Raw genomic sequence first — 11661 nt, 5'->3', positions numbered from 1 at the left:
GTTTTTTAGAGATACACAGATTTTTCCGTCTGCCGTCTTTTTACCCCCTTAGACGGAACGGGCTCCCTCTTTTTCTTCTTTTCTGAGTACTTGACATGCATGCTGACATTCACCAATATACCGGCGCTCATTAATAACAACAACATTGATGAGCCCCCGTAGCTGATAAACGGCAGCGGAACACCTGTAATCGGAATTAAGCCGCTGACACCGCCGAGATTGATAAAGGTCTGAATCGCAATCATGCTGGATATCCCGATTGCCAAAAGGCTCCCGAACGGATCTTCACATTTTCTCGCAATATAAAAACCTTTTAACACGACAAAAGCCAGCAGCACAATGACAAACAGGACGCCGAAAATGCCGAGCTCCTCTGAAATAACCGCCATAATAAAGTCTGTATGCGATTCAGGCAGATAACCGTATTTTTGAATGCCTTCTCCAAGACCGAGACCGAAAAAACCGCCTGAGCCGATCGCATAATACGAATTTATAATCTGCAGGCCTGATGTGCTGGCGTATTTAAATGGATTTTCAAGGCTTTCAAACCGGCTCATACGCCCGGGTGTCAAAATATCGTCCCATTTCAGATAGATGATCGGGCTGACAAGGAGCAATACGATTCCCGCCATGAGCACCAGCCTGAGCAGGGTCCTTCCGCTGAATCCCGAACACATAATGACGCAAAACGCGATCAGACCGATAATCATCGCCGTTCCGAAGTCGGGCTGAATGGCGATAAGCGCACAAATGACTACGGTGACGATCACCGGCGGAGCAACCCCCGTCAAAAGCTGATCGATGTAGCTTTGTTTCTTTGCGTATACCGCGGCAAGGTACAGTATCAGGGTCAGCTTGACAAATTCCCCCGGCTGAATGGCCATTCCGCCGATTTTAAACCAGCTTTGCGCGTTTCCGGCAACATGTCCGAAAACAAACAGCGCGCAAAGCGCAGCCACTGACGCAAGCAGTATGAATTTCTGAATCTTTTGATGGGCGAACACTTTGTACGGAAAAACGGCCGCGATGATAAACAGCACAAACCCTGCGATGACGGCGAACAGCTGCCGTTTAAAGAAATAGTCGCTGCTCACGCCGTAACGCATAACGGCGGTAATCATGCTTGAGCTGTATACCATTACCAATCCGAAACTGCACAGCAGAATGATAGCGCATATCAATGAATAATCGTAAGATTTTAACATTCTTTTAAACATAACATCCTCTTTCCTGCTTAAAGCTTACGTTTAATACCTATTGCGTATTATATTTTACTATAATTCATAAACATTTTACGCAGTTTCTTTATAGTTTTTCGGATGAAATGCAGATTAAGAGACCGTCTTACGAAAAGAAGATGCAAAAAAAACGGTTTACGGTTATAAAAAAACCCAAACCGTTGAATAGTTTGAGTTTGATCATTTATTTTCCTGTAAACGCGTCATGCAAAGCAGACAGTTCTCTTTCAAGTCTGTCCAGCAGCTCTTTGCCGTCGTTTTCGTCAACTAATCCCAGGCGGACAGCAAAATCGATTTCCCTCGACAGTCCGAACATCTGAGTATCCAAGACCTCTTCATACAGAGGACATTGAGGCATCGTTAAGTTATCCATTTGTACTCGGATCAGCTTCAAAATCTTCTCAGCATCTAACTTCAACAGCTCGAATGCTTTCTGCTGATGGTCAACTATAATCTCTGAAGCCAAAAGTATCCCTCCGTTCCCCAGGCGAGTACCTAATTCTTCTATTTATCATAAAGGGTATCAGATGAAATTGCAAGAGAATTTAAGCAGATGTTATGATAAAAAATGTTTCAAAAAATACTCAGCCTGTATTTCTCAGACATGATTTCCAAAAGCTTCACACCCGCGATGCTGTTGCCTTTTTCATCAAGCGCCGGGCCGAATATACCGATTCCGAAGTTGTACGGCGAAATGCCCATGATCCCTCCCGAAACGCCGCTTTTAGCGGGAATGCCGACCTTGATCGCGAATTCCCCGCTCGCATTGTACATGCCGCATGTCACCATAAACGTCTTGCAGATTCTCGCCACATCTTTTTTAATGACCTGCTCCCCGGTTTCCGGATGCTTGCCGTCAAGGGCGAATACACAGCCGATTTTGGCTAAATCCAGACTGCTCATCTTAATCGCGCACTGTTTTGTATACAAATCCATGACCTCTTCAACATCGCCTTTAAAAATGTCATACTGCTTCATGTAATAACACATGGCCCGATTAATCATGGATGAACTGAATTCCGATTCCGCGACATGTCTGCAATATGTAATGTCCTGATTATTCGCAAGTCTTCTGATGAATCCGAGCAGGTAATCCAGGCGGTCTTTCGGCGAATGCCCTTTAATGAAACCCGTAACGATGAGAGCTCCCGCATTAATCATCGGATTTAAAGGCTTGCCCGGATTCACTGTTTCAAGCTTAATCATGGAATTAAACGGGTCGCCGGTCGGCTCCTGACCCACGCAGCTGAACACCTTTTCCTTTCCGTAATCCATCAGTACGAGCGCCAGAGAAAGCACTTTCGAAATGCTCTGCAGCGTAAATGTCCGGTCGGCGTCTCCTGCCGTCAGACATGTATTTTCCGCATGATAAATCGTGACCGAAAGGCTGTCTTGTTCAGATTCAGCCAGAGCCGGAATATAGTCTGCCACTTTGCCTTCTTCGGTCCTTTTTTTCGCTTCCTGAACTAATGCGTCCAGCTCTTGGTAATGCCGGCATACCATGTCGATCATCCTCACTTCGCTGCCGTTGTATACATCTAATTTGCGACGCAAAGTGACAATTCATGCGAAAACTTTTATACTTTAAGTAAAGGGGGGGCTTCACCATGAGCGTTATTCAGGTAAAAGGCAATGTTACATATCCGATTACAATTGATCCGAGTGTCTGGATTTTCGATGACCGCAAGTTTCCGTTTGAAAAAAATCAGCCCGTTCATCCGGACGGCTCTGCAGAAACCCAGGAGCATACGCTTGATCCGGAACGGGTGATCAGAGAAGGGCGCATTTCGCCGCCGACTTTAAAAAGCGAAAAACGTTATGAAAAAGAAAGACTGATGAACGGCAGCTTCGCCATGAAGCTCGGCGCTGTTTTAGCAAATGCCGAGCCAAAAGAAAGCGCTGTCCTGTGCGCATTTATTTCAAAATCAGAAAGAACCGAAGTGCCGCTAGAAAAGGCGATGGACGCAATCGCGCATTTCAGCGATGCGGGGAAACCCCTTCAAGACGGCGGCCCGGTCCATTTTTACGTGGACGGAGACTTTGAAAAACCGATAACGGGCGTCACAGAAATCGAAGTTTTATAACAAATCGGCGGCGAGCTGTGCAAGGCCGGATCTCTCACCTTTCACAAGCTTCACGCTGCCGGAGACGGTTTGTTCTTTAAACCGTTCTACCACATAAGCAAGTCCGTTATTTAAACTGTCTAAGTATGGGTGATCTATTTGCTCCGGATCGCCCATCAGGACAATTTTGCTGCCCTCTCCCACCCGAGTCAAAAGCGTTTTGACCTCGTGCCTCGTCAAATTCTGAGCCTCATCAATAATAATAAACTGATCCGGAATGCTTCTTCCCCGAATGTATGTCAGCGCCTCCACCTGAATCGATCCGATTCCTGCCAAAATCGCTTCAAGTTCACCCGGCTTTTTCGCATTGAATAAAAATTCAAGATTATCAAAGATCGGCTGCATCCACGGCTTGAGCTTTTCCTCTTTTTCGCCCGGCAAATATCCGATATCCTTTCCCACCGGGACGATGGGACGCGCGACGATCAGTTTTTTATAAATACCGAGATCCTCCGTCTGCAGAAGCCCTGCCGCGAGAGCAAGCAAGGTTTTTCCCGTTCCCGCTTTTCCGATCAGGGTGACGAGCGGGATATCTTCCCTCAGCAGGAGTTCAAGCGCCATTGTCTGCTGGACGTTCTTCGGCCTGATACCCCATACGTGCTCATCATCGAAAACGAGTCTTTTTACGGTCTCGCCTTTCTTATCTGTCATGCCGACCGCAGACGAAGATCCTCCTAATTCATCTTTCATCAGCACAAATTGATTCGGATAAACCTGATGCTGCTGAAGCTCCTTGACTGAAATTTGTTTGTTTTTATAAAACGAGGCAAACCGCTCTTTATTCATAAATATATCTTTGTACCCGCTATATATTTCATCATGGTCAACGACTCTGTCGTTTAAAAAGTCCTCCGCCAAAAGCCCGATGGCATCCGCCTTTACCCTGACAAGCACATCTTTGCTGACCAGGATGACGAGGCGGCCGTTTTCTTTCGTTTCCTCCTCAAGGCTTAAATTTTTTGCCACCGCCAAAATGCGGTTATCATTCGTTTTTTCGATAAAAATTTCTTGGAGCTGGTGAAATGACCGGTGGTTCAGTTCAATTCTGAGCGTTCCTCCGCTTTCAAGCGGAACTTTCTCGTGCAGCCTTCCTTTCTCCCTGAGCCCGTCTATCAGCTTAGATACGTGCCTCGCATTTCTCCCGACCTCGTCCATATACCGCTTTTTTGAATCGACCTCTTCCAGCACGACGGCGGGGATGACAACTTCGTTTTCTTCAAAGGAAAAAATGGCGTTAGGATCCTGCAAAAGTACATTCGTATCTAACACATAAATTTTACTCAAGTCTCAGCCTCCTGAAATAAGGATCAAAGCCCATCGTGTGCTTCTCTTTCCGCGAAATACGGGGATGCCTGCTAAAATATATGATTTGGTGAATAAAGATAGAAGGTTAATTCAACAATAAAATAAATGAAAGCATTCAAGGAGGAAATCTGACGTGCGAATTCTTTTCATTATCATACAAGCCTTGTTTATCCTTACCGGCTGCACTGCTGTACAGGACGGCCGCGGCCGCAATATTCAGAACGAATCAGCCGATCAGCGCGATGCAAAACCGATCCATGTGAAAAATACGGCTCCTGAGACAGCTGAAAATCCCGGCCGGACAGACATCGCTAAGCATCTCGTCGAGGTAACCGAAAAAATCCCCGGCATTTCAGATGCCACCGCGGTTGTACTCGGAAGATACTCCGTTGTCGGTATCGATGTGGATGACAATTTAGAAAGAAGCAAAGTGGAGAGCATTAAATACACGGTTGCCCAGGCGTTAAAAAACGATCCTTACGGCGCCAATGCCGTTGTCGTGGCTGATCCTGATACGGTTTCCCGTCTGAGAGGCATGGGCAGCGACATTAAGGCCGGCCGCCCCGTTTCAGGCATTTTGGACGAACTTGCCGCCATCGTCGGCCGTGTCATGCCGGAAGTCCCGAATGATGTGACCGACAATGAAAAAGAATCACCGACTCAATCGAATGATGATCAGCTGAACCAAAGAGACCAGAACAAGCTGCAAAAAGAACAGAACGATCAATCGGATCATCATATGAAAAACCGCCGGTAAAAAGCAGCGCCCGCTCCAAAGGAAGGGCGCTGCTTTCTTTCCCTTTGGCAGGAGGGGCATCCATGATATAATGCTTGTCATAGTGAAAGAGGTGAAAAATCAATGAGAGTAAAATGTTCCATTTGCGACAAAATCGAACAAATTGATGATGAAACACTGACAGCCAAACGCCTCCGCAATCGTCCGATTCATACATATATGTGCCGGGAATGCCATGACCGAATCAAAGTCAAAACGGAGGCGCGGCTGAATACCGGACACTTTTCCTTTCATCCCGGACAAAAAGCGAAAAAAGATAAACTGAAAAAATAAACCGAATAAAAAATGACCCGCCGGAAGGCAAGGTCATTTTTTTATTGCGGTTTAGCTGACTGGCTTTTTTTGGACTGGTGCAGACGGATTTTGTAAATGATCAAAATCAAGGCGGCGACAACAAGCCCTTCTCCGACCGGCAGAAACACACCGAAAAAAGTCAGCACGGTGCAGCCGAGCACGAGAAAGAGATAAACTGCCGCAGCCTTCAACACCGGCAGCCGTTTGGCAAAGCCGAGTTTAAATACAATCACCGAAAGCACGACGATCGTTCCGTATAACAGCCACATTCCCGTCAGCGGATGCTCATCCACTTGGTAAAGAGCCGCAAAGAACGACAGCCGTTCACTTACTTCATTCAAAAAGATCCCCCTCCCCTTTTCCGTTCGGGTTCTACCTTTTCAAATTCTGCAAGTGATTAAGACATTCCTGCTGTTTTTTTCTTTTTCGCCGCTTTTTCACGTTCGTTTTTATTCAGGATTTTCTTTCTTAAACGGATGGATTCCGGCGTTACTTCACAGTATTCATCTTCGTTTAAGTACTCGAGTGATTCTTCAAGCGACATAATGCGCGCTTTCTTAATCGTAGTCGTTTGATCCTTCGTAGCGGAACGGACGTTTGTCTGCTGTTTCATTTTGCTGACATTGACGACAAGGTCATTGTCACGGTTATGTTCGCCGACAATCATGCCTTCATATACTTCTGTTCCAGGCTCAACGAAGATGACGCCGCGGTCTTCAATACCTTGAATTCCGTAAGATGTCGCTTTTCCGTTTTCCATGGAAACGAGCACACCCTGACGTCGGCCTCCGACTTGGCCTTTTTGCATCGGCTGATAGCTGTCAAACGTGTGGTTCAGGATACCGAAACCGCGTGTCAGTGACAGAAACTCAGTAGAATAGCCGATGAGTCCGCGTGAAGGTACGGTAAAGATCAGGCGGACCTGGCCGTTTCCGTTATTAATCATATCAAGCATTTCGCCTTTTCTCGCACCCATTGATTCCATAACAGAACCGGTATGCTCTTCAGGCACGTCAATCTGCACGCGCTCAACAGGCTCGCAGCTTACGCCGTCGATTTCCTTAATGATAACTTCAGGTTTAGACACTTGAAGCTCATAGCCTTCACGGCGCATGTTTTCAATTAAAATGGACAGGTGAAGCTCACCGCGTCCTGAAACAACCCATGCGTCAGGTGATGCAGTCGGTTCGACACGAAGACTGACGTCTGTTTGAAGCTGCGCGTTCAGACGCTCTTCAATTTTGCGGGCTGTGACATATTTGCCTTCACGGCCTGCAAACGGGCTGTTGTTTACGACAAATGTCATTTGAAGCGTAGGCTCATCAATGCGCAGAACCGGCAGCGGCTCATGGTGGTCAGCCGGACAAACCGTTTCACCGACATTGATGTCTTCCATGCCCGAAACGGCAACGAGGTCTCCCGCTCTCGCTTCTTCAATTTCCACGCGTTTCAATCCTTGGAAACCGAAGATTTTCGTTACGCGGAATGATTTTACCGTTCCGTCAAGTTTCATCAATGAAACCTGCTGACCCACTTTCATCGTGCCGCGGAAAACGCGTCCGATACCGATACGGCCGACATAATCATTGTAATCAAGCAGCGCCACTTGGAATTGAAGAGGCTCTTCGGCGTTATCTACCGGGGCAGGGACATGTTCAAGAATCGTTTCATACAGTGATTCCATATTTTCGTCCTGCTTTTTCGGATCCAGACTTGCCGTTCCGTTAATCGCAGAAGCGTAGACGACAGGGAACTCAAGCTGTTGTTCGTTTGCGTCAAGCTCGATGAACAAATCAAGCACTTCATCAATGACTTCTTCCGGGCGGGCAAAATCACGGTCGATTTTGTTTACGACGACAACCGGATTTAAGTTCTGCTCAAGGGCTTTTTTCAGTACGAAACGGGTTTGCGGCATGCAGCCTTCATATGCGTCAACGACTAACAGAACGCCGTCAACCATTTTCATAATCCGTTCTACCTCTCCGCCGAAGTCGGCGTGTCCCGGAGTGTCCAAAATATTAATGCGTGTATCTTTATAGTTAATCGCAGTATTTTTCGCAAGAATTGTAATACCGCGTTCACGTTCAAGATCGTTTGAATCCATTGCGCGTTCGGCAATATTTTCGTTGGCACGGAATGTTCCGGCTTGGTGAAGCAATTGGTCTACCAAAGTCGTTTTCCCATGGTCAACGTGGGCAATAATCGCGATGTTGCGAAGATCGTTTCGAAGTTTCACATTTTCATCTCCTAAAAAAATTAGATAACTTTCATATTATACCACACATCCTCTTTAAAAGCGTTACGTTTTTCTGTAAACTGAAAGTATGACGTTAAAGGGGATGGAAATATGAAAAAATTGAATTGGCTCTTATTATTATTTGCATTCGCAGCAGTCTTCAGCATGATGCTGATCGGCGTATCAATCGCTGAGAAAAGCGCATGGGGCATCATCGGAAGCATTGTTCTCGTTATCGCCATGATGGGAAGCGGTTTCACTGTAAAGAAAAAAATGCGCGAACAGGGACTGCTTGATTAAAAGCATGACCCTTTGCAAAATTCCGTAAACATGGAAAGAAAATATCTAATGAAGCCTGAATCAAAGATTCAGGCTTTTTTACATCCTCAAAACAGGCTGAGATGTAAGGCTTATCTCCCCCGCCGCCTAGTCAGGAAGCCGGAAATGACAGCTCCCATTCTAGTTACATCAGCAGATTCCCTCAGAATATGCAGTCTGAAATAGTCCGGCATCGTTATGCAGAAAATACCATACCTCCTATTTCAATTCCATCATTGTCTTTTTATACTTGTGGCTGTAAGCAAATACACATGACAAGGAGAGAACGAAATGAAAACACCTTTTTTGAAGAAAACCGCTGCAACTGCCGCCGCAACCGCCTCAGCCGCCTTGCTTGCATTCAGTCCGCTTGATTCTGCCGGCGCAAAAACGATTCAGGCAAATGAACCGCATGTCCTGCAGGCTTCCGCAGAGAAAACACCGGAAGACGCGGCAAAACTCATTGACATCATCAGCCAATCGATTTACGAAAAAGACGGTGTCTATTATTTTGACGGTGAAAAAGCGGTTGAATTGGGATTAGATCAAGAACAAGCCCAGATCATTCAAAAGCTGTGGGACAGTTCAACCGAATTTTTAACCGTACTTTCCCAATGTATTGAGAAAACGGACGGCGAATATACATTTAATAAAGAAAAAGCGGTGGAGCTCGGCTTTACGGAAAAAGAGGCCCTTATCGTTGATCAGCTGTTCACCGCTTTTTCCCAAAGTCTTCATATCCTTCAATCTGCGCTGATTGAAGAAGACGGTGTGTATACGTTTGATCAGGAACTTGCTGAAAAAGCAGGAGCAGGAAAAAAAGAAGCAAAGCTGTGTGCCGGATTCTTTAATTCACTGCCCCAGGAATTGCTTGAAGGCATTTATACAGCCTTTCATCCGGCTGAGTAAACGGATTAAAACGCCCGGTCATTCAGCCGGGCGTTTTTTTAAATCAGCAGTTTAAGGACCAGCATGATAAGGAATACAGCGCCGAACAAACAGGCTGCTTTTATCAGCAGCTTCCCGTAATACCGTTCCTTAAACCGCCTATCTTCTTCTGCATAACAGGCTGGCGCCTTCATCTCAGGGCTGCCGAGGTCAAACGGCTCCTTCATCATATGATATAAACTCCCGCACTTACCGCATGATTCAAGATGGCGGGAAAAAACCGCTCCGTTTCTGTTTCACAATCGCCTTCAATATATAAAGGGAGTAAATCTCTCACTAAACAGCAAGTCATATCTGTCCGTCCTTCCTTTTTTCCCCCAAGTGCTGTTTCAGCTGCATTCTGCCCTGTACAGGGTGCTCTTCACCTTCGAAAGACTCCAGTCCAAAACATCAGCAATCTCTTCGTAAGACAGCTCTTGAAATACCTGTCGAAATGCTGAATAAAATGACTGAAAATCTCTTGTATCTGAAACAATCCTTTTCGTTTATTAAGGCCTCACCCGTTTAGACAAACGGCTATAAAAAAAGTTTTACAGATTGGAACATTTTTCCCCTATCATTTTTCCCGACTTCATTTGTCATTTTTTTCAGAATAAATCGCATCATTCGACTCATGTCTGATTCAACACGTGCCTCTCGGCTTATCCCCCGATGCTGGCCGCCGGAAGCCTTTCCGGGACGATTCTATCAATTCATCAGCGGAGTCTAGTTTTATATTGCAGAATGAGAGAATGCTGGTTTATTATAACAATATAAGTTTTCATTATTTTCAAAAAGGGGGATTTATTGTGGGTTTAGGTAAGAAATTGTCTGTTGCTGTCGCCGCTTCCTTTATGAGTTTAACTATCAGTCTTCCGGGTGTTGAGGCCGCTGAGAATCCTCAGCTTAAAGAAAACCTGACGAACTTTGTGCCGAAGCATTCTTTGGTGCAGTCTGAGTTGCCTTCAGTCAGTGACAAAGCAATCAAGCAATACTTGAAACAAAACGGCAAAGTCTTCAAAGGCAACCCTTCTGAGAGACTGAAGCTGATTGACCACACGACCGATGATCTCGGCTACAAGCACTTCCGTTATGTGCCTGTCGTTAACGGTGTGCCTGTGAAAGACTCGCAAGTCATTATTCACGTCGATAAATCCAACAATGTCTATGCGATTAACGGTGAATTAAACAACGATGCTTCTGCCAAAACGGCAAACAGCAAAAAATTATCTGCAAATCAGGCGCTGGATCATGCTTTTAAAGCAATCGGCAAATCACCTGAAGCCGTCTCTAACGGCAACGTTGCAAACAAAGACAAAGCCGAGCTGAAAGCAGCGGCCACAAAAGACGGTAAATACCGCCTCGCCTATGATGTAACCATCCGCTACATCGAACCGGAACCAGCTAACTGGGAAGTAACCGTTGATGCGGAGACAGGGAAAGTCCTGAAAAAGCAAAATAAAGTGGAGCATGCCGCTGCAACCGGAACAGGTACGACTCTTAAAGGAAAAACGGTCTCATTAAATATTTCTTCTGAAAGCGGCAAATATGTAATGCGTGATCTTTCTAAACCTACCGGAACGCAAATTATTACGTACGATCTGCAAAACCGACAATATAACCTGCCGGGCACGCTCGTATCAAGCACTACCAACCAGTTCACAACTTCTTCTCAGCGCGCTGCCGTTGATGCGCATTACAATCTCGGCAAAGTGTACGATTATTTCTATCAGACGTTTAAACGCAACAGTTACGACAATAAAGGCGGCAAAATCGTATCTTCCGTTCATTACGGCAGCAAATACAATAACGCGGCCTGGATCGGCGACCAAATGATTTACGGTGACGGTGACGGCTCATTCTTCTCGCCTCTTTCCGGTTCAATGGACGTAACGGCCCATGAAATGACACACGGTGTTACACAGGAAACAGCCAACCTGAACTATGAAAATCAGCCGGGCGCTTTAAACGAATCCTTCTCTGATGTATTCGGATACTTCAATGATACTGAGGACTGGGATATCGGTGAAGATATTACGGTCAGCCAGCCGGCTCTCCGCAGTTTATCCACTCCGACAAAATACGGACAGCCCGACCATTACAAAAATTATCAAAACCTTCCGAACACTGATGCCGGCGACTACGGCGGCGTGCATACAAACAGCGGAATTCCGAACAAAGCCGCTTACAACACGATTACAAAAATCGGCGTGAAAAAAGCGGAGCAGATTTACTATCGCGCACTAACGGTATATCTCACTCCGTCATCAAACTTTAAAGATGCAAAAGCAGCTTTGATTCAATCAGCGCGGGACCTTTACGGCTCTCAAGACGCTGCAAGCGTAGAAGCGGCCTGGAATGCGGTCGGCTTGTAAACAAGAAAAGAGACCGGAGAAATCCGGTCTCTTTTTTATATCTGAAACA

General features: G+C 45.9%; 12 protein-coding genes and 2 pseudogenes. 6 read left to right on the top strand and 8 right to left on the bottom strand.

Going from position 1 to position 11661, the window contains the following annotated elements; translation table 11 throughout:
* Positions 1-5 precede the first annotated feature (5 nt).
* From JNUCC22_RS07520 to glsA, 3 genes are all read right to left on the bottom strand, one after another.
* Positions 6-1217, bottom strand: coding sequence for an FtsW/RodA/SpoVE family cell cycle protein (locus JNUCC22_RS07520; RefSeq protein WP_007409682.1), 1212 nt, complete (start codon positions 1215-1217; stop codon positions 6-8).
* A 205-nt stretch (positions 1218-1422) separates the two neighbouring features.
* Positions 1423-1704, bottom strand: coding sequence for an Fpa/YlaN family protein (locus tag JNUCC22_RS07515; RefSeq protein WP_003154494.1), 282 nt, complete (start codon positions 1702-1704; stop codon positions 1423-1425).
* A gap of 107 nt (positions 1705-1811) precedes the next feature.
* Positions 1812-2741: a glutaminase A gene (gene glsA, locus JNUCC22_RS07510; protein WP_015239797.1), complete on the bottom strand. Its 930-nt coding sequence runs from the start codon at positions 2739-2741 to the stop codon at positions 1812-1814.
* A gap of 104 nt (positions 2742-2845) precedes the next feature.
* Here glsA and JNUCC22_RS07505 point away from each other — a divergent pair, with 104 nt between their 5' ends.
* Complete coding sequence (locus tag JNUCC22_RS07505; protein ID WP_007409680.1) at positions 2846-3322, top strand: hypothetical protein; 477 nt, start codon at positions 2846-2848, stop codon at positions 3320-3322.
* Here JNUCC22_RS07505 and JNUCC22_RS07500 read toward each other — a convergent pair.
* Entirely contained in the window at positions 3317-4645 is a 1329-nt protein-coding gene (locus JNUCC22_RS07500) for a PhoH family protein (protein WP_007409679.1), read from the bottom strand. The two genes, JNUCC22_RS07505 and JNUCC22_RS07500, sit on opposite strands and share 6 nt — an antisense overlap.
* Positions 4646-4799: 154 nt before the next feature.
* On the opposite strand from JNUCC22_RS07500, the gene JNUCC22_RS07495 reads away from it, so the two are divergent.
* On the top strand, positions 4800-5423 hold the full coding sequence (locus JNUCC22_RS07495) for a YhcN/YlaJ family sporulation lipoprotein (protein ID WP_015239794.1): 624 nt from the start codon (positions 4800-4802) through the stop codon (positions 5421-5423).
* A 102-nt stretch (positions 5424-5525) separates the two neighbouring features.
* Complete coding sequence (locus tag JNUCC22_RS07490; protein WP_007409677.1) at positions 5526-5735, top strand: YlaI family protein; 210 nt, start codon at positions 5526-5528, stop codon at positions 5733-5735.
* A gap of 41 nt (positions 5736-5776) precedes the next feature.
* Here the strand turns inward: JNUCC22_RS07490 and JNUCC22_RS07485 are convergent, their stop codons facing one another.
* Entirely contained in the window at positions 5777-6097 is a 321-nt protein-coding gene (locus JNUCC22_RS07485) for a YlaH-like family protein (RefSeq protein WP_015239793.1), read from the bottom strand.
* Positions 6098-6153: 56 nt separating this feature from the next.
* Complete coding sequence (gene typA, locus JNUCC22_RS07480) at positions 6154-7992, bottom strand: translational GTPase TypA (protein ID WP_007409675.1); 1839 nt, start codon at positions 7990-7992, stop codon at positions 6154-6156.
* A gap of 111 nt (positions 7993-8103) precedes the next feature.
* Here typA and JNUCC22_RS07475 point away from each other — a divergent pair, with 111 nt between their 5' ends.
* Together JNUCC22_RS07475 and JNUCC22_RS07470 are read left to right on the top strand one after the other, a co-directional pair.
* Positions 8104-8292, top strand: coding sequence for a YlaF family protein (locus JNUCC22_RS07475; protein WP_003154504.1), 189 nt, complete (start codon positions 8104-8106; stop codon positions 8290-8292).
* A gap of 309 nt (positions 8293-8601) precedes the next feature.
* Positions 8602-9219: a hypothetical protein gene (locus tag JNUCC22_RS07470; RefSeq protein ID WP_216062243.1), complete on the top strand. Its 618-nt coding sequence runs from the start codon at positions 8602-8604 to the stop codon at positions 9217-9219.
* 38 nt (positions 9220-9257) lie between these two features.
* Here the strand turns inward: JNUCC22_RS07470 and JNUCC22_RS07465 are convergent.
* Together JNUCC22_RS07465 and JNUCC22_RS07460 are read right to left on the bottom strand one after the other, a co-directional pair.
* Positions 9258-9550, bottom strand: a pseudogene (locus tag JNUCC22_RS07465) (zf-HC2 domain-containing protein).
* A 37-nt stretch (positions 9551-9587) separates the two neighbouring features.
* A pseudogene (locus tag JNUCC22_RS07460) lies at positions 9588-9689 on the bottom strand (sigma factor-like helix-turn-helix DNA-binding protein); the annotation flags it as partial.
* 357 nt (positions 9690-10046) lie between these two features.
* Between JNUCC22_RS07460 and JNUCC22_RS07455 the strand changes: the two are divergent.
* Positions 10047-11612: a M4 family metallopeptidase gene (locus JNUCC22_RS07455; protein ID WP_039063025.1), complete on the top strand. Its 1566-nt coding sequence runs from the start codon at positions 10047-10049 to the stop codon at positions 11610-11612.
* Positions 11613-11661: the final 49 nt, after the last annotated feature.

The sequence above is a fragment of the Bacillus sp. JNUCC-22 genome, assembly GCF_018861275.1.
GTDB classification, from domain to species: domain Bacteria; phylum Bacillota; class Bacilli; order Bacillales; family Bacillaceae; genus Bacillus; species Bacillus velezensis.
Note: the sequence above shows the minus strand (reverse complement) of the source record. Positions and strands in the feature narration are given on the sequence as shown.

Bases quoted from the DNA above. Each gene is read 5' to 3' on its own strand.
- glsA (WP_015239797.1), bottom strand. From the start codon at position 2,741: ATGGTATGCCGGCATTACCAAGAGCTGGACGCATTAGTTCAGGAAGCG.
- JNUCC22_RS07475 (WP_003154504.1), top strand. From the start codon at position 8,104: ATGAAAAAATTGAATTGGCTCTTATTATTATTTGCATTCGCAGCAGTC.
- JNUCC22_RS07490 (WP_007409677.1), top strand. From the start codon at position 5,526: ATGAGAGTAAAATGTTCCATTTGCGACAAAATCGAACAAATTGATGAT.
- JNUCC22_RS07470 (WP_216062243.1), top strand. From the start codon at position 8,602: ATGAAAACACCTTTTTTGAAGAAAACCGCTGCAACTGCCGCCGCAACC.
- JNUCC22_RS07520 (WP_007409682.1), bottom strand. From the start codon at position 1,217: ATGTTTAAAAGAATGTTAAAATCTTACGATTATTCATTGATATGCGCT.
- JNUCC22_RS07505 (WP_007409680.1), top strand. From the start codon at position 2,846: ATGAGCGTTATTCAGGTAAAAGGCAATGTTACATATCCGATTACAATT.